Here is a 23,612-nt window from a genome sequence, read left to right on the forward strand (position 1 = left end):
AACCATGCAGACACGGCGTCGCAAGGCGACCACCAGCCCATTTTCACCCCGGAACGGGCGACCGCAAGGTCACATTGGCTGGAATGCAATTCCGGCGAAAGGGCGTCAGCCCAGCACCAGCGAGTCGCCGTCCGCGCTGAGGTTGACCGGCACCACGTCCCCGTCGTGCACGTCACCGGCCAGCAGCAGCTTCGCCAGCTGGTCGCCGATCGCCTGCTGCACCAGGCGGCGCAGCGGCCGCGCCCCGTAGAGCGGGTCGAAGCCACGCTCGGCGAGCCACGCCTTGGCAGGCAGTGACACCTCCAGGGTGAGGCGGCGCGCCGCCAGCCGCTTCTGCAGCTGAGCGAGCTGGATGTCGACGATGGACACCAGTTCCTCGGGGTCCAGCGCGTCGAAGATGATGACGTCGTCGAGGCGGTTGATGAACTCCGGCTTGAACGCCGAGCGCACCGCCGCCATCACCTGCTCCTCGCCACCGCCTGCGCCGAGGTTGGACGTCAACACCAGGATGGTGTTGCGGAAGTCCACCGTGCGGCCCTGGCCGTCGGTCAGCCTGCCCTCGTCGAGCACCTGCAGCAGCACGTCGAAGACGTCCGGGTGCGCCTTCTCGATCTCGTCGAACAGGATCACCGTGTACGGACGCCGCCGCACCGCCTCGGTCAGCTGGCCGCCCTGGTCATAGCCGATGTAGCCGGGAGGGGCACCGACCAGACGGGCCACCGAGTGCTTCTCGCCGTACTCGCTCATGTCGATGCGGACCATCGCCCGCTCGTCGTCGAACAGGAACTCCGCGAGCGCCTTCGCCAGCTCGGTCTTACCGACACCGGTGGGGCCGAGGAACATGAACGAGCCCGTCGGGCGGTTCGGGTCGGCGACGCCGGCCCGGCTGCGACGCACCGCATCGGAGACCGCTTGCACGGCCTTCTTCTGCCCGATGACGCGCTTGCCCAGCTCGTCTTCCATGCGCAGCAGCTTGGCCGTCTCGCCCTCGAGCATCCGCCCCGCGGGAATGCCGGTCCACGCCGACACCACGTCGGCGATGTCGTCGGGCCCGACCTCCTCCTTGAGCATGACGTTCTCCTGCGCCTGGGCGTGCGGCAGCGCGGCGTCGAGCTTCTTCTCGATCTCGGGGATTCGCCCGTACCGCAGCTCGGCGGCCTTGGCGAGGTCACCGTCGCGTTCGGCCCGTTCGGATTCACCGCGCAGGTGGTCCAGTTGCTCCTTGAGGTCACGGACGACGTCGATGGCGCCCTTCTCGTTCTGCCAACGGGTCGTGAGCTCCGCCAGCTTTTCTTTGTGATCAGCCAGTTCCGCCCGCAGCTTCTCCAAACGATCGGCGGATGCTTCATCGGATTCCTTGGCCAGCGCCATCTCCTCGATCTCGAGGCGGCGCACCAGGCGCTCGACCTCGTCGATCTCGACTGGACGGGAGTCGATCTCCATGCGCAGCCGAGATCCGGCCTCGTCGACCAGGTCGATGGCCTTGTCCGGCAGGAAGCGCGACGTGATGTAGCGGTCGGACAGGGTGGCCGCCGCCACCAGCGCGGAGTCGGTGATGCGCACGCCGTGGTGCACCTCGTAGCGGTCCTTGAGTCCGCGCAGGATCCCGACGGTGTCCTCGACGGACGGCTCGCCGACCATCACCTGCTGGAAGCGCCGCTCCAGGGCGGCGTCCTTCTCGATGTACTTGCGGTACTCGTCGAGCGTGGTGGCGCCGACCATCCGCAGCTCGCCGCGGGCCAACATGGGCTTGATCATGTTGCCCGCATCCATCGCGCCCTCGCCGGTGGCACCGGCGCCGACGATCGTGTGCAGCTCGTCGATGAACGTGATGACCTGACCGGCCGAGTTCTTGATGTCGTCGAGGACGGCCTTGAGCCGCTCCTCGAACTCACCGCGGAACTTGGCGCCGGCCACCATGGATCCCATGTCCAGCGAGACGACCGTCTTGTCGCGCAGGCTCTCCGGCACGTCGCCGGCGATGATGCGCTGCGCCAGACCCTCCACGATCGCGGTCTTGCCGACGCCGGGCTCGCCGATCAGCACGGGGTTGTTCTTGGTGCGGCGGCTCAGCACCTGCACCACGCGACGAATCTCGTTGTCGCGGCCGATGACCGGGTCGAGCTTGCCCTCCCGCGCCCGGGCGGTCAGGTCCGTCGAGTACTTCTCCAACGCCTGATAGGTGGCTTCCGGGTCCGCGCTGGTGACGCGGGCGCTGCCACGCACCTTGACGAATGCCTCGCGGAGCGCCTGCGGCGACGCTCCGTGGCCGGTCAGGAGCTTGGCCGTGTCACCGTCACCGGTGGCCAGGCCGACCAGCAGATGCTCGGTCGAGACGTACTCGTCGTCCATCTCGGTGGCGAGGTGCTGGGCGGCCGTGATCGCGGCGAGCGCCTCACGCGACAACTGCGGCTGTGACGCCGAGCCGGTAGCGCTCGGCAGCCGGTCCAGTGACCGTTGCGTCTCGTTCCGGATGGTCGCGGGATCGACCCCGACGGCCTCGAGCAGCGGCGCGGCGATGCCATCGTTCTGGGTGAGCAGCGCCATCAACAGGTGGGCGGGCGCGATCTGCGGGTTGCCCACCGCGGTGGCGGCCTGCAGAGCCGATGTGAGCGCCGCCTGGGTCTTGGTCGTCGGGTTGAAGGAGTCCACGACACCTCCCTTTCTGTCCGCAGGGCCGCACAAGGGCCCCTAAAATGCTTGTCGGCAGGTTCAACGTAGTCAAGGTTGAGTCTGTTCCGCTCAACTCTGACATTTTTAGCCGGGCCGCGCTAGGGCCTTAGGCCACAGGTTCACGCAGGGAGCCGATAATCAGCCCGCGTAGTCCCAGAACTGCAGTTCCTGGACAGTGGCGAAGACCGTGAGCGTCAGCGCGTACAGCCCGACGACGACCGCGGCCCCGGCCAGACCGATGCGCGCGCCGGACCCGTCCACCGGATCGAGCCACCGGCGGAACGGCCGAGACACCGAGGGCATCAGCCACCACTGCATGGCCGTGACGCTGACGATCTGGCTGACCCACAGGGCCAGCCACGGCTCGGCGCCGGCCCGATCGAGGACCGGGCCCAGGAAGCGCGACAGCAACATGACCGTCGGGTAGAGCACCAGCAGCACGAGCATCGCCGACTTCCAGTTCGGCGTCATCAGGGTCTGCCCGTCCTCGACCCGGACCGTGGTGGCGAACGGCGTGGTGTTGGAGGCCGCCGCGAAGTCCTTGCTCAACGTCGAGCGCAGCCCCATCAGCGCCTCCGTCCGCTCGGCTGAACGCAGCCACGCCGACAGTTGCGGCCCGGTCCGGAAGCGGACCACCGACGACCATTCTCCGTGCTGGTCGGCCGGTAACAGGACGGTGCCTTCGTAACCCGGAAGGCCGACGGCCGCGCTCGACAGGCGAGCCTGCATCCGACGGAAATCGGGCTCTTTTCCCGCGGCGACGGCGTGCCGGAACAGCCCGATCCCGGAGGGCGTCGGAGCGTCCTCGGTCAGGATCAGATCGGCCGATCGACGCCAGTAGCCACGCCGTTGCCCCTCGGCGAGCACCTCCGCCCGCGACGTGCCGTCCAACCAGCCGTGCAGTTGGTCCTCGTGGGAAAACGTCACGGCGACAGCCCAATCCAGCTGCGGATCATCGCGGACGGAGACGACGCCGGCCCGGTGTCCCGGCGACAACCGGGCCGATGCCAGCAGATCCTGCGCCCAGGGTCCGAACCCCGCCGCGTCTCCCGCCGAGTGGAAGACGGTGACCGCGGTGACCGTCGTCATCGGCTCGCCAGGCCGGCTGTGACGCGGCGGCCCCGCACATACACCTCGGTGACGGATGTCTCCCGCATCCCCATCAGGAGCGCGAAAAGCGTTTGCTCACACGCCAACTCATCATCCATGGAGCGTACGCCGTGGTCGATCATGCCTGCCAGCGCCGGTGTGCGCGACGGGTCGACGACCAGGAAGTCGGCCTCCTTGCCTGCATCGAAGTTGCCGAACCGGTCCTCCATGTCGAGTGCCCGCGCCCCGGCGAGGGTGCCGACGAACAGCATCTCGGCGGGGTGCATCGACACACCGGCCTCCCCAGGTTCGTTGATGTGGACCTTGAACGCGTCGCCGAGCACCCGCGAGATCAGCCACTCGTCGCCGCCGCCGAAATCCGTTCCCGCCGCGATGTTCACCCCCGAGGCGACGGTGCGCTTCCACGGCATCGTGCCGGATCCGAGGAACAGTTGCGAGACCGGGCAGTGCGCGATGGAGGTGCCCGTCTCGGCCATCCGTTCGAGTTCGACGTCGTCACAGTGCACGCAGTGCGCCAGGATGGTCCGCCTGCCCAGAAGGCTCTTGCCGCCGACGGAGGAACCAGGCAGGAACCTGCCGTCGTAGGTGTCGAGGTAGGTGTCGACCTGGTACATCTGCTTGACGCTGTCCACCTCGCCGGTGCCGGGCCGGTTGTTTTCGTTGAGATGGCTGTGGACGTAGACCCCGCGGTCGCGGACCGAATCGTAGAGCTCACCAAGGGCTTTCAGCGTCGCGGTGGTCACCGCCAGTGAGAACCGCGGCACGATGGCCACATGAAGCAGCGCGGTCTCCACATCGCCGGTGTCGGCGGCGTGCCACGTGTCGATCTCCTCGCGGGCCAGTCGCACCGCGTCCCCGTCTGAGGTGATGAGCGCCGCGGCGCTGGGCGGACCGACGGTCTGGATCCCTCGGCCGCTGACGATCCGCAGACCCCGCCGCCTGGTCTCGGCGAACAGCGCGTCCTGCGCATGCGGAAACGCCGAACCGAACACCATGGCCGCGGTGGTTCCCGCGGCGATGCGGCGATCACAGAACTCGACGGCCGCCCGCCGGGCGAAATCCGGTTCCGCCAAGCGGGATTCAGCCGGGAAGATGCAGCCTTCGAGCCATTCCAGCAACTGGCCGCCGCCGTAGGAGTCCCCGGCGAAGGTCTGCGGGAAGTGAACGTGCGTGTCGACGAATCCCGGCAGCAGGAAACCCGGGCGGTGGTCGTGCAGATCCGCGGTCCCGTACTCGGCGGGCACCTCGTCACGCAAACCACAGAACACGATCGTCCCGTCGTCGTCGACGACCAGCGCACCGTCGGGGACCGACACCAGCGCGGTGGCGGCGGCGGTGACGGTCGGCCGCCCGGCGATGTGGAAGACGTGTCCGAGATGAACCTGGGTCATCGGCGTGACGATACCCACGCCGGACCGCCCGCGACCGGCAACGGGCATTGCCGATACCACGCACCCGGGTCCGTACCTTGCTAGGTTTTCCCGGTGTCGGGTAACTGGGGATCGATTCTGACGGAGCTCATTCCGCTCGGCCTGATCGTGGCACTGTCACCGCTGACGATCATTCCGGCCGTGCTGGTGCTGCACGCACCTCGGCCCCGCCCCACCGGCCTGGCGTTCGCGGCCGGCTGGATCATCGGCCTGGCGGTACTGACCGGGGTGTTCCTGTCGGTGTCCAATCTGATCGGCGGGATCGGGGAGAAGCCGCCGAGCTGGGCGTCGTGGCTGCGGATCGTCCTCGGCGTCGCACTGGTCGCCTTCGGCGGATACCGGTGGGCGACCCGAAAGAAGTCCGAGCACATGCCCGGCTGGATGACCCGCATGAGCTCACTGAGCCCGGGCAAGGCGGCCATGACCGCGGCTGCACTGACGGTGGCCAATGTGAAGGTTCTGTTCATCTGTGCCGCAGCGGGTTTGGCGATCGGGTCGGCGGGTCTGGACTCACCGAGCGTGTGGATCGCGGTCGGCTGGTACGTCGCGGTGGCAGGCTCGACCGTCGCCCTGCCGATCCTCGGCTACGCCGTGTCCGGCGAACGGCTGGACCCCGCGCTGAACCGGCTCAAGGACTGGATGGAGCGGCAGCACGCCGTCCTGGTCGCCGCGATTCTGGTCGTGATCGGTCTTCTTGTCCTGTACAAGGGGATTCACGGGCTCTGACGGAACCCGGCCGGCAGTCCGAGGTCGTCGGCGTCCGCGGTCAGGTACCGCGTCACGGTCGGTGCCACCAACCGCACCATGTCCTCGGTCGGCAGGTCCGACAGCGGCGGCACGCCGATGAGATAGCGCAGCACGGCCGTGCCCACCATGCTGCCGGCCGCCAGCGTGGCCCGCAGCCTCGCCTCGTCGTCGCCGCCGAGCACCCCGGACACGGCGGTGAGCACATAGTTCTGCATGAAGCTCCGGAACGCGGCGTGGGCGTCGGGGTTCGAGGTGGCCGACGCCAGCATCATCCGCATCGTCGACGCGGTTTCCGGCGCCTCCCACACGCCCAGATAAGTCCGCACCATCCGGGTGCCGATGTCCGAGTCGTCGCCGTTGGCGCCGGCGAGAGCGGCGACCAGGACGTCCGGGTCGATGATCAGGCGGAGAGACTCGCGGAACAACTGATCTTTGGAACCGAAGAGGTAGAGCACCATGGCCGGGTCCACGCGCGCGTCGTCGGCGATCGCCCGCAGCGTCGTCTTGTCGTAACCCTGCGTGGCGAAGCGATTCTTCGCCGCGGCGAGCACCGTGTCCCTGGACACCGGTTCGCCCTGCCGTCGGCCCCGGCGCCGAACCGTCTTCACTGGTGGTGCCATCTGCCGACACTAACATTTCACTGGCTGTTGAAAATTGTGCGACGGCGGCTTACGCTTCGTTCACCGGCTTAATTCAACGGGTACTGAAAAGGGGGCGGTCATGGTCACCACCAGTCCGGCACACACCCAGCACACGGCAGCGGCGCACGAACCACCCGCCGCGGCGCGAGCGGCGGGCATCGTCGTCGCGATCACCGCGGCACTGGCGATCCTTGGCCTCGCGTTCGCCCTGCCCGCCGTCCATTCGGGACCGCACGAGGTGCCCATCGGCGCTGCGGGTCCGACGGCTGCGGGCGGCCAGCTCACCGGCATGCTCGAGCAGAAAGCTCCCGGCGCGTTCGCGGTCACCTACTATCCCGGCCAGGACGCACTGGCCGACGCCATAAGGCACCGCGCGGTCTATGGCGGCATCGTGCTGCCGGCGCAGCCGGGCAGACAAGCCACGCTGCTGATCGCCTCGGGCGGCAGCCCCGCGGTCGCGCAACTGCTCGGTCAACTCGGCAACGAGATCAGCGAGCGGACGGGCGTGCCGCTGCAGACCCAGGACCTCGCCCCGCTACCGGCGCGCGATCCGCGCGGGGCCGGGCTCGCAGCGTCGGCGCTGCCCATCACACTTGCGGGCATACTTCCGGCGATCGCCCTGGTGCTCGCCCTGCGGCGGGAGGTCTGGACCCGCTTCGCGGCCGCGGTGGTCTTCTCGGGGGTCGCGGGCCTCACGATCGCCACCCTGCTGCGGTACGTGTTCGGATCCATCGACCAGAACTTCTGGGGTGTCACCGGCGGGCTGACGCTGGGCGTGGCGGCGGCGGCGCTGACCGTCCTCGGACTCGGATCACTGTTCGGCAAGGCGGGCCTCGCCGTAGGGGCGGTGCTGGCGCTGCTGGTCGGCAACCCGCTGTCGGGCCTCACCAGTGCCCCGGAGATGCTGCCCGCGGGGTGGGGCCAGGTCGGTCAGTTGCTTCCCCAGGGGGCCACCGCGACCCTGCTGCGGTCGACGGCCGCGTTCGACGGGGCAGGGGCGACGAGCGCGATCGTCGTGCTGGTCTGCTGGGCGCTGGCAGGCACGGCGCTCGTCGTCGTCGCCGGGCTGCGCAGGCCGAACCCGACGCCGAAGTGACTTGGTATCGTGCGGCGTGGGACTCGAAGACCGGGAATCGATGCGCATCCTCCGCGATGCCGTCGATCCCGACCGCGGGTCCGAGACGCTGATACGCGACATCTACACCCGGTGGTTCGGCGCCGACCTGTCGGCACGCGACCTGTTCCCGCCCGACATGGCCAAGCAACGCACCGTGTTCGGCCATGCGCTGTGCTGGCTGTGTGACGAGCTGATCGCCCAGCGCGCCGAGGAGCCGGTGTCGTTCCTCGCCCAGCTCGGCCGCGACCACCGCAAGTACGGTGTCACCCAACAGCATTACGCCACGCTGCAAGATGCGCTGCTCGTCACGCTGCGCGCGCACCTCGCCGACAAGTGGGACCGCAGGCTGAACGAGGCGGTGAACGACGTCGTCGAGCTCGTCGTCGGCGTGATGAGCGGCGCCGCCGACGCCGAGACCAGCCCGCCGTTCTGCGACGGCACGGTGCTCGAGCATCTGCGGCCCACCCGCGACGTGTCGATCATCCGGCTGAAGATGGACCACCCGCTGCACTACCTGCCGGGTCAGTACGTGCCCGTCCAGGTGCCCCAATGGCCGCGGCGGTGGCGGTACCTGAGCCCGTCGATCCCGGCCGACCCCGCAGGCTACGTCGAGTTCCACGTCCGCTCCGTCCCCGGAGGCATGGTCTCCACGGCGATCGTCGGCGAGGCCCGCCCCGGCGACCGGTGGCGGCTGTCCAACCCACACGGGGCGATGCACATCGACCGCGATGACGGTGACGTGCTGATGGTCGCAGGCTCGACCGGGCTGGCGCCGCTGCGGGCGCTGATCATGGACCTGACCAAGTTCGGTGAGAACCCTCGCGTCCATCTGTTCTTCGGCGCCCGGTATCCGTGCGAGCTGTATGACCTGCGCACACTGTGGGAGATCGCGTCGACCAACCCGTGGCTGTCCGTGACCCCGGTGTCGGAGCACCGAACCGATCCGCCGTGGGCCGCCGACTTCCCCGAGGTGACGCCGCCCCGCGGGCTGCACGTGCGTCAGACCGGCACCCTTACCGACATCGTGACCCGCTACGGCAGTTGGAGCGACCGCCAGATCCTGCTGTGCGGCAGGCCGGCGATGGTGCAGGCCACCAAGGCGGCACTCATCGCCAAAGGAACTCCTGCCGAACGAATTCGCCACGACCCGTTGGCGAACTGACGGCACATGGCAGGATCGACAGCCATGGCCGAGTTTGAAACCGTCACGCTGCGCGATCCGTCGTCCGCGCTGACCGCCACCTACGTCCCCGGCGCCGGGATGGTCGCCACGTCGCTGTCCGACGACGGTGCCGAGCTGCTGGGCCAGCGCCGCGGGCTGCAGGCCTACGTGTCCAACCACAAGACCATGGGCATCCCCATCCTCTATCCGTGGGCGAACCGCCTCAGCAGCAACGGCTACGGCGTCGACGGCGCCGTGGTGACGCTGACGCCCGGCACCGGCGGCGTGCGCACCGACGAGCACGGTGTGCCGATCCACGGCACGTTGGCCGCCTACCAGGGCTGGAACGTCACCACGATGCTGGAGTCACAGTTGACCGCCGAGCTGGACTTCGCGGCCACGCCGGCGCTGCTCGCGACCTTCCCCTTCCCGCACCTGCTGACGCTGGACATCACGCTGGCCGACCGCACCCTCACGGTGAAGACCACCGTGACGGCGACCACGGGTTCGCGGGTGCCGCTGTGCTTCGGCTTCCATCCCTACCTGCAGCTTCCCGGAGTCCCGCGGGCCCAGTGGAACATCGAGACACCCGCCATGCGCTACCAGCCTGTGAACGCGTGGGGAATCCCCACGGGCAGGATGGAGGATCGTCCGGCGATGTCAGAAGTGTTGGGCGACAGGTTCATCGACGACGGATACGACGAGGTGGCCCCCGGCTCGGTCTTCGCGCTCTCGGGCGGCGACCGGCGTATCGAGGTGCTATTCGATCAGGGATTCACCGCAGCCCAGGTGTTCGCACCGGGCGACGACGACGTCGTGTGCTTCGAGCCGATGGCCGCCCCCACCGACGCGCTGCGCCGCGGCGGCTACCACGAGGTGCAGCCCGGTGAGTCCGTGACGGCGCAGTTCCGGATCAAGGTCTCCGGATAATCTCCGCCGGAATTGCATTCCGGCAGGAAAAGGCCGAGAAGACCCCTGCTGGAATGCAATTCCGGCGTGGAGGTGGCTAGCGCTGGTTCCGCGGCTGCCACACGACCAACGCAGTGCTCTTGGCCCGCGGCTGCGATCGCAGGTGCTCGACTTCGGCTGTCAGTTCACGGATCCGCGACTGCAGCGCCTCGACCTGATTGGTCAGCTCGATGATCCGCTTGATCCCGGCGAGGTTGACGCCCTCGTCCTGCGACAGCCGCTGCACCTCGCGGAGCAGATCGACGTCACGCTGCGAGTAGCGCCGGCCGCCACCGGAACTGCGCTGCGGACTGACCAGGCCGAGCCGGTCGTAGGTCCGCAGGGTCTGCGCATGCATACCGGCCAGCTCGGCGGCCACCGAGATCAGGAAGGTCCTGGCTTCTTCCTCACGGCTGCGACGGCCAGCGCTCATCAGCACCCTCGCTTCTTCGCGCAAGCGCTCATCAGGCACCCGCCCAACCCGCCCGCGGATCGAAACCGCTTGCGCGTTCGGCCTTGGCGTAGGCCTCGAGCGCCTCCGCCGCTTCACCCTCGAGATTCGGCGGCACCGCCACCTTGACCGTCACGAGCAGGTCGCCGTGACCGCCGGAACGCTTGGGCACACCGCGGCCCCGTACCCTCAGGATGCGGCCGTCCGAAGTGCCCTTGGGCACCCTCACCCCGACCTTGCCTTCCAACGTCGGAACCGAAAGCGTTGTGCCCAAGGCCAACTCGTGGAAGCTGACCGGAACCGACACGGTCAGGTCGTCACCGTTGCGGCCGAACACCTTGTCGGGCCGCACATGCACGGTCACGTACAGATCGCCCGACGGCGCCCCCCGCAGTCCGGCCTCACCCTGTCCGGCGAGCCGGATGCGTTGACCGTCCTCCACGCCGGGAGGTATCCGCACGTTGATCGTGCGAGTGCGCGTGGTCACCCCGGTGCCCCTGCACTCGTCACAGGGGTTCTCGATGATCGACCCGCTGCCACGGCATTCCGTGCACGGCTCGGAGAAACCGAACGCGCCCTGGTTGCGGCTGACGACCCCGGCGCCGTTGCAGTTCGGACAGACCTTCGGGCTGGTGCCGGGGCGCGCCCCGCTGCCATGGCAGTTCGTGCACGGAGCCGGGCTGGTGAGCCGAAGCGGCATCGCCACGCCCTTGGTCGCCTCCAGGAAGCTGAGCTCGGTCTCGGTCTCCAGATCGTTGCCCCGTCGCGGACGGGACGGGCGGGGCTGTTGCGCGCCCCGGCCGAACAGCCCACCGAACAGATCGCCGATGTTCGCGCCGCCGGTCTGACCGGCGGCGTCGAAGAGGTCGTTCAGGTTGAACTCCTGACCGTCCCCGCCACCACCACCGAAACCGCCGAAACCACCACCGCCGCCGGTGTAACGGCCGCGACCGAACCCGCCGCCTGCGAACAGCCGGCGGGTTTCGTCGTACTCCTTGCGCTTGGCCGGATCCGTCAGCACTTCCTTGGCTTCCGAGGCGGCCTTGTACCGCTCTTCGGCCGCGTTGTTGCCGGGGTTCCTGTCGGGGTGGTTCTCGGCGAGAATCTTGCGGGCAGCCCGCTTGATCTCTTGTTCGGTGGCGTCGGAGGCGACGCCGAGCTCCTTGTAGAAGTCCTTCTCAACCCATTCTCGCTGGGCCATACCGCGTCACCTCCTCACCTGCTCGTTGTTGAGATTGGTCAATTCTTACGATTCTGAACGCTGTTCGGCGTCGGAGCCGGCATTACCGGGTTCGGTCGCGTCGGGCACGGTGTCCACGACGCCCACCATGGCATGGCGGACGACCTGCTCACCGACCCTGTAACCCCGCCGCATCACGGTTCCGACAACCGGGTGCGTGCCCTCGCCTTCGTGTTGAACGGCTTCGTGCAGTGCGGGGTCGAACTCGTCGCCCTCCTCACCGAATCCCGAAAGGCCCAGTCCCTCAAGCGCTGTCGACAGCTTGTCCGCGACAGATCGCAGCGGTCCAGCTTCCAGGTCGCCGTGGCTGCGGGCACGATCCAGGTCGTCGAGCACCGGCAACAGCTGCGAGATGACCGTCGCCTTCGCCCGGTCGGCGATCAACTGCTGATCACGCAGTGCCCGCTTGCGGTAGTTGGCGAAGTCGGCCTGCACACGCTGGAGGTCGTTGAGCAACTCGGCAGCCTTGCCGGCCTCCTCCACCGACTCCCCGGCGAATTCGTCCGGCGCCGGCCCACTGGGGGCCGGCCCGGCATCGGGGTTGGTCCGCACCTGACCGGTTTCCGGGTCGATGCGCCGCTTGTCGGTGAAGGTGATCGGTTCCTCTCGGTCGGCGTCACTCACTTGCGCTCCTGGTCGTCGTCGACGACCTCGGCATCCACCACGTCGTCGTCGCTGGATCCGGACGAACCGGAGGTCTCACCGCCACCGGCAGCCTGCTCGGCCTGGGTGGCCTCGTAGATCGCCTGGCCCAGGGCCTGGCTCTCCTCACCCAGCTTCTCCATCGCGGTCTTGATCGCGCCGATGTCGGTGCCGGCCAGGGCCGTCTTGGCGTCCGCGATCGCGCCGTCGACCTTGGTCAACGTGTCCTCGGGCACCTTCGATCCGCCTTCGGCCTCGCGCTGCTCCTTGACGAACTTCTCCGTCTGGTAGACCAGCGACTCGGCCTGGTTGCGGACGTCGGCCTCCTCGCGACGCTTGCGGTCCTCGTCCGCGTGCGCCTCGGCGTCCTTGATCATCCGGTCGATCTCCTCCTGGGACAGGCCGGAGCCCTCCTGGATGCGGATCGTGTTCTCCTTGCCGGTGCCCTTGTCCTTGGCGGTGACGTGCACGATGCCGTTGGCGTCGATGTCGAAGGTGACCTCGATCTGCGGCACGCCGCGGGGGGCCGGCGGGATACCGGTCAGCTCGAAGGAGCCGAGCAGCTTGTTGTGCGAGGCGATCTCGCGCTCACCCTGGAAGACCTGGATCTGCACCGACGGCTGATTGTCGTCGGCCGTCGTGAAGGTCTCCGACCGCTTGGTCGGGATCGTGGTGTTGCGCTCGATCAGCTTGGTCATCACGCCGCCCTTGGTCTCGATACCCAGCGACAGCGGTGTGACGTCAAGCAGCAGAACGTCTTTCACCTCACCCTTGAGCACCCCGGCCTGCAGGGCGGCGCCCACGGCGACGACCTCGTCCGGGTTGACGCCCTTGTTGGGCTCCTGGCCGCCGGTCATCTCCTTGACCAGCTCGGAGACCGCGGGCATCCGGGTGGAGCCACCGACGAGCACGACGTGGTCGATGTCCGCGACGGCGATCCCGGCGTCCTTGATGACCTGCTGGAACGGATTGCGCGTGCGATCCAGCAGATCCTGGGTGATCCGCTGGAACTCCGAACGGGTCAGCTGCTCGTCGAGGAACAGCGGGTTCTTCTCCGCGTCGACGGTGATGTAGGGCAGGTTGATCGAGGTGGATTGACTCGAGCTGAGTTCAATTTTTGCCTTCTCGGCCGCTTCGCGCAGCCGCTGCATCGCCATCTTGTCCTTGGTCAGGTCGATACCGGCCGAGGCCTTGAACTTGTCGACCAGCCACTCGACGATCCGGTCGTCCCAGTCGTCACCACCGAGGTGGTTGTCACCGGAGGTGGCACGCACCTCGACGACGCCCTCGCCGATCTCCAGTAGCGACACGTCGAAGGTGCCGCCACCGAGGTCGAAGACCAGGATGGTCTGTTCCTTCTCGCCCTTGTCGAGGCCGTAGGCCAGTGCGGCCGCGGTCGGCTCGTTGACGATGCGCAGCACGTTGAGCCCGGCGATCTGGCCGGCTTCCTTCGTGGCCTGGCGCTGGGCGTCGTTGAAGTACGCGGGCACCGTGATGACGGCGTCGGCGATGTCCTCGCCCAGATAGCTCTCGGCGTCGCGCTTGAGCTTCTGCAGGATGCGCGCGCTGATCTCCTGCGGCGTGTAGTTCTTACCGTCGATCTCCACAGACCATTCGGTACCGATCTCACGCTTGACCGAACGAATGGTCCGGTCGACGTTGGTCACCGCCTGGTTCTTGGCGGGCTGACCGACCAGCACCTCGCCGTTGCGCGCGAACGCGACAACCGACGGGGTGGTCCGGGAGCCTTCGGAGTTCGCGACGACGACCGGGTCGCCACCTTCGAGCACTGCGACGACGGAGTTGGTGGTCCCGAGGTCGATACCGACCGCACGAGCCATAATTACTGCCTCCTGAATAGACGAACATTTGGGTCACGAGTGCGAAGCACTCGATTAGACTGAGTGCACCGCGCTCAAGACTGCCCTGGCCGACGCTGTCGTGTCAACCCAGACTTGAGTCTATGTCACTCAACTGTCGATAAGGCTAACGGGACGGCTGCGGGATTTGTTCCCTCGGCGTCCGGATTGCCCGCGGAAGGGAGTTCCTGGTCGCGATTCCTCCCCGGATCACGGCCGTGGCTTCACTCTCGGCGCCGCGTCTCGTCCGGCGAAGATCAGACGAGTTGGAGCACCGACACGGTGTCGCTGCCACCGTTGGTCACGTAGGCACGTGTCCCGTCGGGGCTGATCGCCACCTCGTTCGGCAGGAAGCCGACGTCGATGGTCTTGAGAACAGTGTTGGTGGAGGTGCGGATCTGCGACACCGTGTGGTCGCCCTGGTTGACGACGTAGACCCGGCTGCCGTCGGGACTGATCGCCATACCGTGCGGATCGTCCCCGACGGGGATGGTGGCGATCAGATCGTAGGTGGTGGCGTTGCGCACGGTCACCGTGTCGGTGTCGCGGTGGGCGATGTAGACCCTTGTGCCCAGGGGATTGAACACGATCCCTTGCATCCACCCGCCGTCGGTGTCGACATGGGTGGCCGTCTTGGTCACGACGTTGATCACATCGAGCCAGTCGATCTGGGTGGTGACGAAGACGCGACTGCCCTGGGGGCTCACCGCCAGGCCGTACCCGGCGCCGTTGAGGAAGACCTGCGAGGAAACGGTGTTGGTCGCGGCGCTGATCACCGACAGCGTGCTTCCCCAGTCCTGGAATCCGATGACGTAGACGCGGGTGCCGCCGCCGCTCACCGCCACCCGCTCCGCGGACACGCCGACGGGGATGGTGGTGATGACGGTGTTGTTCGCGGAGTTGATCACCGACAGCGTTCCGTCCAGCAGGTTCGTGACGTAGACGCGGGTGCCGGCGGGGTTGACCGCTACACCGCGAGGATTGTCGCCGACCGGGACCGTCGCGATGACGGTGTTGGTGGCGGTGTTGATCACCGAGACGGTGTCGTCCAACGCGTTGGCGACGTAGGCGCGGGTGCCGGACGGGTTGAACGCCACGCCGTTCGGGACCTCTCCGACATCGATGGTGGCGATCACCTTCAGTGGGTTGACGTGGCAGGCGCCCCCGCAGGTCGCCACGACGGCGACGTCGACGGTGGCGGTGGTGCTCCGGCCGAAGTCCCGCTTGAACAACGCGAACGGTCCGTGAAGGTGGACGCCCACGTCCTCGACTTCGACGACGAACCGGTCGTCACCACCGGCCGCCGCCAACTCCCTGCCCGGCGTGTACACGAACGTGCCGTCCTGATTCACCCGCACCGAACCATCGCCCGGAGCCTGGATGACGGTGAACCTCAGCGGGTCACCGTCGGCATCGACCGCACCGAGGTCACCCGTCACCGCGGTCACGAGTCCGCCGTCGTCCACGGTCTGGCTGTTCCCGGCCGGGTCGTAGGCGGTGCTCGGCGTCCGGTTGAACAGTGAACGGCGGACTTCCTGCCACGCCAGCGACAGCCATCCCAACAGCGCCTGCGGTTGCAGCGGCGCGGCGGGGGCGGTGCTCACCGACGGCGCCAACCCGACCCAGGCCAGCGCTCGGGACACCAGTCCGGTCGACGGAGCCGGGGAGGGAACCACGGCAGAGTCCGGAACCGCTTGTGCCTCAACAACAGTCGACGGCTGCATCGGTACGGTAGCGACTGCCTCGGGAGCCGTCGCCAATGCTGCGGGCGCTGGCGGTTCTGACGCCTCGGTCTGCCCGAGGGCTGCAGAACGCGCAGACGTCACCCGGTGCGCGCTCACGGTATCCGGCTGCACCGGTGCGGGTGCGTCGTCAGAAGGCCTACGGGGGGCGATGTCCTCGGTGGCCGGGGTCTTCAGGACCTCCGGCTCGGGTTCCGACGCTTCGGACTCCTCAGCAGGTTGCCCGGAGGACGGTTCGGCGTAATCCGGCGCCACCGGGGGGTTCTCCTCGGCCGGTGAGGCGGGTTCCTCTTCGGGTTCGGCAGCGGACTCGTCGTCCGTCGTGTCGGTGTCGGTCGCCGCGTCCTCGCCAGAGGAACTGGTCGGGTCCGCGCTGTCCGGCGGTGTCGCCGAATCGGATGCCGAAACCGACGTGGCCGGCGAGGAGTCAGCCGAGGAGGATTCGGAGGGTTCGGCGGATGCCACCCCGGGGCAGGCGATCGCCATGCCCACGCCGACGGCGATGGCCAGCCCACCGGCCCGCGAAACCCGTTTCGTTGAGTCCATGATTCTCTCTCCCCCATCTCGCTCGGCGTCGTCGCGACAACCTCACACGCCCGGCCGGCTACCGATCCCAAGAACGCATGCGGGCGGCGGCCACGCCCGCGGGATCGTGGTGTCCCGCACCGCCGGTGTAGGCCACCTTCTCCGCGCCTCCCAACGGGCCGGAGCGAATGGGCGCGAGCAACTGATCGCCATGCTCGACGGCCCGTGACGACGAGGGCGCGACGTTCCGCGCGCGTCACTTCCGTAACTCTCGCCACATCCTGCGTACGCTGGACGGGATGAAGACGCGGCCGGTGATAGCAGGCGTGCTTGCCTGCACCGCCCTGCTCGGCGGCTGTCAGTCCACCGTCGAGGGCACCGCGACCCGAACCCCCGACTCGTTCACCGAGCCGAACTTCCCGACCCCGCGCCCCAGCAGGCCCACCACCGCGCCGCCCTCCAGCATCGACCCGCCCCCGTCGCCGACGGCGCCGCGACCCTCCGGGGGCGCGGTGCTCCAACCCCGGAACGGCTACGTGTTCATCCAGACGAAGTCCGGCAAGACCCGCTGCCAACTCGACGAGCAGGAGGTCGGTTGCGAGGCGGCGTTCACCAACGCCCCCGACGTGGACGGGACCCCCGCCAACGGGGTGCGCGTCAGCTCCAGCGGTGAAATCAGTTGGGTGCTGGGAAATCTGGGCGCCATCCCCGCCGTCACGCTGGACTACCGGACCTATTCGGCGGTGGGGTGGACCATCGACGCCGGCGCGGACGGAACGCGTTTCACCAACGACAGCACCGGACACGGCATGGTCATCAGCGTCGAGGGCGTCGAAGGCTTCTGAACGCGGAGGTTTGATGCCGACCACGTGGTGGAACAGCCTGCGGATGCGCACACATGACTTGATCGGCCCCGACGGGGGCGATACTGGGCGCCCACATTCTCGGCGATCAGGCCGCTACACCGATCCAGATCTTCGTGGTCGCAATGAATTTCGGCATCACCGCCGATGCTCTCGCGGACCGGCCGTACTTAATCCATCTGGCGTTGACCGAGGCGGTCGAGAACGCCCTGCTGAATCTACGAAGACCGACATCGTGACCGAACACCAGAGCCTCCGGACAAGTGCGAAACTTCCCCGGGGGACACAACCAGAAGGGAACCGCTGACATGACCGTGGCACAGCAAGAGCGAGCAGCCCTGGTCGCGACGTTCCGGGAAGTCCCCCCGGACGCGCCCACCCTGTGCGAGGGCTGGGACGCCCGTGACCTGACGGCGCACCTCGTGGTCCGCGAGCGCCGCCTCGACGCCGCGCCGGGCATCCTTATCCCGGCGCTCGCCGGTTACACCGAGCGGGTCCAGCAACAGGTGGCCGCATCGACGGAGTGGCATGAGCTGGTGAATCAGGTCGCCGCCGGGCCGCCGCTGTATTCGCCGTTCAAGCTGCTGGACCCCATCGCCAACGTGGCCGAGATGTTCATTCACCACGAGGACGTCCGCCGGGCCCGCCCGGGCTGGGAGCCCCGCCCTCTCGACCAGCAGACGGTGGCGGCGCTGCGCAGGCCCGTGGCGATGATGGCTCGGATGACCCTGCGCAAGGCTCCCGCCAAGGTGATCCTGCGCACCCCGCAGGGGGACACCCTGGCCACCGCGGGCCGCGGGCCGCAGCTCACCGTCACCGGAGACCCCGGCGAGCTGCTGCTGTTCGCCGCGGGCCGCGACGAATCCCGGGTGACGTTCGACGGGCCTGCTGACCTGATCGCGGCGGTGAAGAAGTCGCGCGGCGGGCTGTGACCCTAGGGTTGAACTCGTGAACCCAGTGGATTTCAGAATCTTCGTCGAACCTCAGCAGGGTGCTGCCTACGCCGACCAGCTCGCGGTCGCGCGCACCGCCGAGAGCGCGGGCTATTCGGCGTTCTTCCGGTCCGATCACTACGTGGCGATGAGCGGCGACGGGCTTCCCGGCCCGACCGACTCCTGGGTGACGCTGGCCGGTCTCGCGCGTGAGACCTCGTCGATCCGTCTCGGCACCATGGTCACCTCGGCGACCTTCCGCCACCCGGGGCCCGCTGGCCATCTCGGTGGCGCAGGTTCGACGAAATGTCCGGTGGCCGTGTGGAATTCGGCATCGGGGCGGGGTGGTTCGAGGCTGAGCACCGCGCCTACGCCATCCCCTTCCCGCCGCTGGGCGAGCGATTCGACCGGCTGACCGAGCAACTCGAGATCATCACCGGGCTGTGGACAACGCCGCCCGGACAGACCTTCGACTACTCGGGCACCCACTACAGCGTCGACGGCTCCCCGGCGTTGCCCAAGCCCGTTCAGTCCCCGCACCCGCCGATCATCATCGGTGGCGGCGGCGCCAAGCGAACCCCGGCGCTCGCGGCGCAGTTCGCCGCGGAGTTCAACATCCCGTTCGTGCCGCTGGACACGCTGACCACGCAGTACGCGCGGGTGGCGGCGGCAGTGGAGAGTGCGGGACGCGCGAAGGACTCCCTGACGTACTCCGCCGCGTTCGTGGTGTGCGCGGGCCGCGACGAGCAGCAGATCGCCCGCCGTGCCGCCGCGATCGGCCGAGAGGTCGACGAGCTGCGCACGAACTCTCCCGCGGTGGGCACTCCCGCGGAGATCGTCGACAAGCTCGGACCGTTCGTCGAGGCCGGCGTCCAGCGCGTCTACCTGCAGCTTCTCGACATGTCGGACCTGGATCACGTCGAGTTCTTCGCCGAGCAGGTCCTTCCGCAGCTCCGCTGACCCAGCGTCCGTGCCGCGTCCGCGGCTACTATCGGTGCCCGTGGCCAGCCGGGATCGCGACGACGACGCTCAGCGGGAACCGTCGCACGTACCGTGGCACAACCGGACGTCGGCGGTTCTCGGCGCGAGCCTGGCGGCTCTTGCCGCGATCGGCATCCTGGTGGTGTCCATCAACTATGTGGTCCGCGAGGTGAATCAACCCGTCCAGGCCCCGATCAACTACGTGGGGCCCGCGTTCACATCGACGGCATCCAGGTCCTCGACGTCGACCACGACCGCGACGATCACCAGCACCAGCCCGCCCGTCACCACCGACCTCAACCCCGACCTGACGCCGTCCAGCACGCCGGAATCCTCGGAGTCGTCGAGCCGGAACCCGAACTCCCGTCCCCCGAGGACGCGCGAGCCCGACGAGGGCGACGCCACCACCACACGGACCACACGCAATCGGCCGCGTACCAACGTGACACGCACATTGAACCCGGTGCCGTAGAGGCGAGCGCCTACTATCGGGTTTCGTGGCGCGCTACGGATCTCCCGACGACCAGAGCAATTATTCCGACGACGACCCGACGCAACTCGGTAGTTACGGCGAGTACGGCGGTTACGGAGACGACCAGGGACCGCCGCACGACGGCGAGACGCCGTGGTATCGCAAGCCGGTGGCGCTGGTGGCGTTCGGCGCGATCGGGGCGGTGCTGATCGCCCTGATCGTCTACGGATTGGCCAAGGCCATCACCGGAGACTCCACCTCCGACTCCACCACGACCACCAGCCTGACGCCGGTGACCTCGACGACGGCCCCGGCGGTGGCGCCCCCGGCGACGGTGACGGAAACGGAGACCCCCACCACCACGACCGAGCCGGTCACGACGACCACCACCACCGAGCCGACGACCACCACGACGACGAGCACCACCACCACGACGCCGAGCACCTCGGTCAGCACGAGCACCAGCACCAGCACCGTCACGCAGACAGAGACCGAGACGGTGACGGAGCCGCCACCGCCGCCTGCAGAACCCTGATCCGGCTGGCTAGCAGACGATTTCGGCCCCCGGCACGCATTCCGTGACCGGGGTGGGCTCCGGCACCGCCGACGGCTCGGGCTCCGGCTCGGGCTGAGGTTCGGGCACCGGCTCAGGTGCGGGCGCAGGTTCCGGTTCCGGCGCAGGTTCCGGTTCCGGCGACGGCTCCGGCGCCGGCGCCGGCGAAGGTGACGGCGCGGGCTCGGGCGACGGCGACGCTGATGGCTCAGGCTCAGGCTCAGGCTCAGGCTCGGGCGACGGCGACGGCGACGGCGACGGCGTCGGCGATGGCGATGGCGACGGTGGTGGGGTCGGCGACGGTGGTGGCGCAGCGGGAGCCGGCGGTGGTGCCGCCTGCGGCGGGGGAACCTGCTGCGGCGCCGCCTGCTTGGAGACCACCCGCGGCGGCGCAGGTCGGGCCTGCGCAGGTGCCTGGGCCACCCGCGGTGCAGGGCCGTTCACGACCACTGTCTCGGTGACGGCGGCGGGCACAGGCGGCGGGGCGGTGCCGGCGGGCGCCTCCATCGGCCGCGTCGCAACCGGGGTGGAGATCCCCGACGCCCCGGTCTCCACGGTGTCCGCCTGTCCGGCCTTCGAGGTCAACAGCAGGCCTGTCGCCGCCACTGCGGCCAAGCAGGCCGCGCCGGCGAACACCACGCCCGGCCGCCGATACCAGGGCAGCGGTTCGGCATCGGGCTCGTCGAACGGCTGATGGTCGAAGTGGATGTCGGGCCGCGCCTGGACGGCGTCATAGACGGGTTGGGCGAACTGGGTGACCTCGAGGTCGACGGTCTCCGCGGACCACGCCAGCGGAACCGCGGCTGCCACCGTCTCGTCCGCTGCCGATGCCGGGGCCAGCACGGTGCGTGCCTCGTGATCCGCGCCGCGCACCGCAAGCAGTTCGGCACCGGCCGCGGCGGCCGCCTGCGCGTTCGGCGTGGTGATCACCGGTAACCGCAGGGCCTCCGAAATACGTTGCGTGACAAGCGGGATACGGGCACCGCCGCCGACGGTGGCGATCGCGGCGAGCTGCGCTGGGGCGATGCGGTTGCGGCGCAGCGTGTCGATGAGAGCCTCGAGGAACCCGTCGAGCGGGGCGCTCACCGCCGTCTCGACTTCCGCGCGGGTCAACCGGATCTTCGTGTGGAAACCCTCCAGCCCGGTGGCGGTCCCGACCGACAGCCGCTCTTTGGCAGCGCGGCACTGCTCGCGCAGTTCGGTCAGCGACGCGACCGCCGATGTGGCGGTCGGGTCGACGGCGAGGTCGGTGAGCACCTGGCGCAGCAGTGACTGGTCGATGAGGTCGCCGGAGAAGTCGTCGTAGCGGACCGTCTGCCCGATCACCGCGAAGCCGTCGCCGGCGTCGGCCAGCGTGATGCTGCTGCCCGTCGCACCGAAGTCGCACAGCGCGACCACGCCGTGTGCGGGCAGGCCCGGGTTCGCCTGCAGCGCGGTGAGCGCCGCGACGGCGTCGGACACCACGGTCAGATGTGGAACGCGGGCGCGCAGCGCCGCGACGGCGGACTCCGGCCAGTGCGCGGGCACCGCGACCGCCGCCACGTCCGGCCGTCGCTGCGGGCGGGCGACCCGCGTCAACGCCTCGATCGCGGTCGCGGCCAGACGGTCGGCGTGGTGGCTCGAACCGTCGGCGGCCACCAGGGACACCGGGTCCCCGACGCGGTCGACGAAGCCGGTGACCGACAGACCGGGGGTCGACGGTGAGCCCACCTGCGGCGGGCGATTCGGGGAGAGCGTGAGGACTGTGCGCCGGACGGTCGGCCGCCCGTCCGCGACGGCGATGAGGTTGGCTGCGCCCAGCGAGACACCCAGAGAACTGCGCATACCTGTTAGTCGCTCGAGAGGGGCGAAACGTTATGCCCCGGTGGCCTACTCGTCGAACCTTCTCACCGGGCGCGTGCGTACTCCGCCACCAGCGCCTCCGCGCTGCGCACCGCGGCCCGGCACGCCCTCGCGGTGAACGGGTCGTTGAGCGGATGCTCGGCGCGTCGGCGCCACCGCTGAGCTGCGGCGAACGCGGCGCGCGGCCCGTCGTGAAGCGCCTCCGGGCTCAGGCCGAGGCGGCTGGCCGCATCCGTGCCCGACCCGCCGATCAGCCGGCGCAGCGAGGCCATCTCATCGTCATTGAGGGTGGTCGGCCGGGACCGCAGCTGGCTGAGCAACCGCAGCTCCTCGAACGCGTGGGTGTCGGCGAGCAGGGGGTCGATGTCGGCGAGGATGTGCGGCGTCGCATAAACCGGGTTGCGCTGCACGAACTGCCGCAGCGACAGCAGCGCGGTGTGCGCCTTGAGCAGTTCGGAGCGCTGGGCGAACTGCTGGTCGATCACGTCGCGCAGCGCCACCAGGCCGCTGCGTTCGAGCAGTTCGTCGGCCAGTGCCACCGAGTCGCCCACGCCGGCGCGCAGCAGGGCGATCGAGATCCTGATGCCGAACATCCCGAACCGGTCCAGCAGCGCGGCGCGGGTCGCGGCATCAACAGGCAGCGTGTCGTCGTCGCGCACGAACCGGTCGACCGACAGCATCGCCTTCGCCAGCACGGCGGGGTCCACACCGGCGAGCTTTTCCAGCGCCACGAACTCGCTCTGCCTCAATGTGCGGGCGGTCAGGGCCAGCAGACCCGAGACCGGCACGACGGCCTGGCAGATGCCGGTGCGGTCCATCTCGGTGGTGAACCGCTGCGCGACGTCCTTGGCCGACATCATCGCGTCGATGCGGCCCGCGCCGATCTCGTCGGCCCGCGAGGCCACCCCGATGACGCCCAGTGCACCCGAGGATCCGCCGACGAGTTGGCCGATCTGCTTGAGCAGGGCGATGTCGGCGGCGTTGAGCGTGCGCAGCAGGAACACGACGGCGTCGACCCTGGGCACCCCCTCCTCGGGTACCAGCAGGCGCAGCGTGCGCGCCGACACGTCACGGGACAGCGACGAGGTGCCGGGAGTGTCGATGATCGTCGCGTCGATGAGCTCGGCGGCCGGCCACTCGACGTCGAGGTCGATGACGTCGTCGGGGTCGAGCGTGGCGAAGTCGAACGTCAGGCCCCGCTCATCCGGGGGGCCGTCCGTTCTGCGGGCGATCGGCACGTTGGATCGCCTGCCACCGCGGTGGTTGGCCGTCACCTTGGGTGTCGGGCCGTGCCGGAACCAGGTCACGATGCGGGTGGCCTCGGTGGCGTCGGTCGGCGCGATGCCCTCCCCGACCAGGGCGTTGACCAGCGTCGACTTGCCCGCCTTGAGGGTTCCGGCGAGCGCTATGCGGATCGGCTGGTTCAGCCTGCGGCCGATGCGTTCGAGTTCGTTGTGCACGTCGGGGCGCTGGCGGTATGTCGGGTCGGCGCGGTAGGCGGCGATGGTGCCGCCCAGGATCGCCCGCACGTGGTCGCTTGTGCTCAGGGTTCGCCGTTTCCGTTCGCCCGACTGCTAACCCCTCGAGCTTAGCCTTGATTCACCGATCGACCCTCGGCGTGGGGGCGAATTCGGTTGTGCGCTTTGGAGTCGGGGTGGGCCGTTGTGCGGGATCAGATGATG

20 protein-coding genes and 1 pseudogene are annotated in these 23,612 nt (G+C 68.8%); 10 read left to right on the forward strand and 11 right to left on the reverse strand.

Going from position 1 to position 23,612, the window contains the following annotated elements; genetic code table 11:
- Positions 1 to 105: 105 nt before the first annotated feature.
- The 3 genes from clpB to H7I57_RS19600 form a co-directional block, all read right to left on the reverse strand.
- On the reverse strand, positions 106 to 2,652 hold the full coding sequence (clpB, locus tag H7I57_RS19590) for an ATP-dependent chaperone ClpB (protein WP_264025439.1): 2,547 nt from the start codon (positions 2,650 to 2,652) through the stop codon (positions 106 to 108).
- A 159-nt stretch (positions 2,653 to 2,811) separates the two neighbouring features.
- Positions 2,812 to 3,762 carry a putative antibiotic biosynthesis monooxygenase gene (locus tag H7I57_RS19595; protein WP_264025440.1) on the reverse strand — a complete coding sequence of 317 codons (951 nt, stop codon included), beginning with the start codon at positions 3,760 to 3,762 and terminating at the stop codon, positions 2,812 to 2,814.
- Positions 3,759 to 5,174 carry an amidohydrolase family protein gene (locus H7I57_RS19600; RefSeq protein ID WP_264025441.1) on the reverse strand — a complete coding sequence of 472 codons (1,416 nt, stop codon included), beginning with the start codon at positions 5,172 to 5,174 and terminating at the stop codon, positions 3,759 to 3,761. Before H7I57_RS19600 ends, H7I57_RS19595 begins: the two co-directional genes overlap by 4 nt.
- Positions 5,175 to 5,267: 93 nt before the next feature.
- Between H7I57_RS19600 and H7I57_RS19605 the strand changes: the two genes are divergently transcribed.
- Positions 5,268 to 5,939, forward strand: a complete 672-nt coding sequence (locus H7I57_RS19605; protein ID WP_264025442.1) for a GAP family protein — start codon at positions 5,268 to 5,270, stop codon at positions 5,937 to 5,939.
- On the opposite strand, the gene H7I57_RS19610 is transcribed toward H7I57_RS19605, so the two are convergent.
- Positions 5,927 to 6,580, reverse strand: coding sequence for a TetR/AcrR family transcriptional regulator (locus H7I57_RS19610; protein ID WP_264025443.1), 654 nt, complete (start codon positions 6,578 to 6,580; stop codon positions 5,927 to 5,929). The genes H7I57_RS19605 and H7I57_RS19610 overlap by 13 nt on opposite strands.
- 100 nt (positions 6,581 to 6,680) lie before the next feature.
- On the opposite strand from H7I57_RS19610, the gene H7I57_RS19615 reads away from it, so the two are divergent.
- From H7I57_RS19615 to H7I57_RS19625, 3 genes are read left to right on the forward strand one after another with little or no spacing between them, the layout of a single operon-like run.
- Entirely contained in the window at positions 6,681 to 7,697 is a 1,017-nt protein-coding gene (locus H7I57_RS19615) for an ABC transporter permease (protein WP_264025444.1), read from the forward strand.
- A gap of 16 nt (positions 7,698 to 7,713) precedes the next feature.
- Positions 7,714 to 8,880 (forward strand): FAD-binding oxidoreductase, encoded by a 1,167-nt coding sequence (locus tag H7I57_RS19620; protein ID WP_264025445.1) that lies wholly within the window; start codon positions 7,714 to 7,716, stop codon positions 8,878 to 8,880.
- A 24-nt stretch (positions 8,881 to 8,904) separates the two neighbouring features.
- Positions 8,905 to 9,810, forward strand: coding sequence for an aldose 1-epimerase (locus tag H7I57_RS19625; protein WP_264025447.1), 906 nt, complete (start codon positions 8,905 to 8,907; stop codon positions 9,808 to 9,810).
- A gap of 76 nt (positions 9,811 to 9,886) precedes the next feature.
- Here H7I57_RS19625 and H7I57_RS19630 read toward each other — a convergent pair whose 3' ends face one another.
- From H7I57_RS19630 to H7I57_RS19650, 5 genes are all read right to left on the reverse strand, one after another.
- The gene (locus tag H7I57_RS19630; RefSeq protein ID WP_264025449.1) at positions 9,887 to 10,261 is read right to left on the reverse strand and encodes a heat shock protein transcriptional repressor HspR; all 375 of its coding nucleotides are present in this window, start codon (positions 10,259 to 10,261) and stop codon (positions 9,887 to 9,889) included.
- Between the two features lie 31 nt (positions 10,262 to 10,292).
- Positions 10,293 to 11,480, reverse strand: coding sequence for a molecular chaperone DnaJ (gene dnaJ, locus H7I57_RS19635; RefSeq protein WP_264025450.1), 1,188 nt, complete (start codon positions 11,478 to 11,480; stop codon positions 10,293 to 10,295).
- Between the two features lie 45 nt (positions 11,481 to 11,525).
- Positions 11,526 to 12,143 (reverse strand): nucleotide exchange factor GrpE, encoded by a 618-nt coding sequence (grpE, locus tag H7I57_RS19640; RefSeq protein ID WP_264025452.1) that lies wholly within the window; start codon positions 12,141 to 12,143, stop codon positions 11,526 to 11,528.
- Positions 12,140 to 14,002, reverse strand: a complete 1,863-nt coding sequence (gene dnaK, locus H7I57_RS19645; protein ID WP_264025453.1) for a molecular chaperone DnaK — start codon at positions 14,000 to 14,002, stop codon at positions 12,140 to 12,142. The genes grpE and dnaK overlap by 4 nt, the downstream gene beginning before the upstream one ends.
- 275 nt (positions 14,003 to 14,277) lie before the next feature.
- Positions 14,278 to 16,308 (reverse strand): Ig-like domain-containing protein, encoded by a 2,031-nt coding sequence (locus H7I57_RS19650; protein WP_264025455.1) that lies wholly within the window; start codon positions 16,306 to 16,308, stop codon positions 14,278 to 14,280.
- A 278-nt stretch (positions 16,309 to 16,586) separates the two neighbouring features.
- On the opposite strand from H7I57_RS19650, the gene H7I57_RS19655 reads away from it, so the two are divergent.
- The 6 genes and pseudogenes from H7I57_RS19655 to H7I57_RS19680 all read left to right on the forward strand — a co-directional run bounded on the left by H7I57_RS19655 (position 16,587) and on the right by H7I57_RS19680 (position 20,070).
- On the forward strand, positions 16,587 to 17,132 hold the full coding sequence (locus tag H7I57_RS19655; protein ID WP_264025456.1) for a hypothetical protein: 546 nt from the start codon (positions 16,587 to 16,589) through the stop codon (positions 17,130 to 17,132).
- Between the two features lie 80 nt (positions 17,133 to 17,212).
- Positions 17,213 to 17,389 carry an oxidoreductase dimerization domain-containing protein gene (locus H7I57_RS19660; RefSeq protein WP_264025463.1) on the forward strand — a complete coding sequence of 59 codons (177 nt, stop codon included), beginning with the start codon at positions 17,213 to 17,215 and terminating at the stop codon, positions 17,387 to 17,389.
- Between the two features lie 69 nt (positions 17,390 to 17,458).
- Complete coding sequence (locus H7I57_RS19665) at positions 17,459 to 18,082, forward strand: TIGR03085 family metal-binding protein (protein WP_264025458.1); 624 nt, start codon at positions 17,459 to 17,461, stop codon at positions 18,080 to 18,082.
- 25 nt (positions 18,083 to 18,107) lie between these two features.
- Positions 18,108 to 19,042: pseudogene (locus H7I57_RS19670) on the forward strand (LLM class F420-dependent oxidoreductase).
- Between the two features lie 40 nt (positions 19,043 to 19,082).
- Positions 19,083 to 19,535, forward strand: a complete 453-nt coding sequence (locus H7I57_RS19675) for a hypothetical protein (RefSeq protein WP_308204386.1) — start codon at positions 19,083 to 19,085, stop codon at positions 19,533 to 19,535.
- Positions 19,536 to 19,560: 25 nt separating this feature from the next.
- On the forward strand, positions 19,561 to 20,070 hold the full coding sequence (locus tag H7I57_RS19680) for a hypothetical protein (protein WP_264025460.1): 510 nt from the start codon (positions 19,561 to 19,563) through the stop codon (positions 20,068 to 20,070).
- A gap of 9 nt (positions 20,071 to 20,079) precedes the next feature.
- On the opposite strand, the gene H7I57_RS19685 is transcribed toward H7I57_RS19680, so the two are convergent.
- Entirely contained in the window at positions 20,080 to 21,912 is a 1,833-nt protein-coding gene (locus H7I57_RS19685) for an Hsp70 family protein (RefSeq protein ID WP_264025461.1), read from the reverse strand.
- 62 nt (positions 21,913 to 21,974) lie between these two features.
- Complete coding sequence (locus tag H7I57_RS19690; RefSeq protein ID WP_264025464.1) at positions 21,975 to 23,477, reverse strand: dynamin family protein; 1,503 nt, start codon at positions 23,475 to 23,477, stop codon at positions 21,975 to 21,977.
- Between the last annotated feature and the right edge of the window lie 135 nt (positions 23,478 to 23,612).

Source organism: Mycolicibacterium pyrenivorans, assembly GCF_025821625.1.
Taxonomy (GTDB): domain Bacteria; phylum Actinomycetota; class Actinomycetes; order Mycobacteriales; family Mycobacteriaceae; genus Mycobacterium; species Mycobacterium pyrenivorans.

Excerpts from the sequence above, each read along its gene's own strand:
- H7I57_RS19595 (WP_264025440.1), bottom strand. The coding sequence starts at position 3,762 with ATGACGACGGTCACCGCGGTCACCGTCTTCCACTCGGCGGGAGACGCG.
- H7I57_RS19600 (WP_264025441.1), bottom strand. The coding sequence starts at position 5,174 with ATGACCCAGGTTCATCTCGGACACGTCTTCCACATCGCCGGGCGGCCG.
- H7I57_RS19610 (WP_264025443.1), bottom strand. The coding sequence starts at position 6,580 with ATGGCACCACCAGTGAAGACGGTTCGGCGCCGGGGCCGACGGCAGGGC.
- H7I57_RS19615 (WP_264025444.1), top strand. The coding sequence starts at position 6,681 with ATGGTCACCACCAGTCCGGCACACACCCAGCACACGGCAGCGGCGCAC.
- H7I57_RS19625 (WP_264025447.1), top strand. The coding sequence starts at position 8,905 with ATGGCCGAGTTTGAAACCGTCACGCTGCGCGATCCGTCGTCCGCGCTG.
- H7I57_RS19630 (WP_264025449.1), bottom strand. The coding sequence starts at position 10,261 with ATGAGCGCTGGCCGTCGCAGCCGTGAGGAAGAAGCCAGGACCTTCCTG.
- dnaJ (WP_264025450.1), bottom strand. The coding sequence starts at position 11,480 with ATGGCCCAGCGAGAATGGGTTGAGAAGGACTTCTACAAGGAGCTCGGC.
- dnaK (WP_264025453.1), bottom strand. The coding sequence starts at position 14,002 with ATGGCTCGTGCGGTCGGTATCGACCTCGGGACCACCAACTCCGTCGTC.
- H7I57_RS19650 (WP_264025455.1), bottom strand. The coding sequence starts at position 16,308 with ATGGACTCAACGAAACGGGTTTCGCGGGCCGGTGGGCTGGCCATCGCC.
- H7I57_RS19655 (WP_264025456.1), top strand. The coding sequence starts at position 16,587 with ATGAAGACGCGGCCGGTGATAGCAGGCGTGCTTGCCTGCACCGCCCTG.
- H7I57_RS19665 (WP_264025458.1), top strand. The coding sequence starts at position 17,459 with ATGACCGTGGCACAGCAAGAGCGAGCAGCCCTGGTCGCGACGTTCCGG.
- H7I57_RS19685 (WP_264025461.1), bottom strand. The coding sequence starts at position 21,912 with ATGCGCAGTTCTCTGGGTGTCTCGCTGGGCGCAGCCAACCTCATCGCC.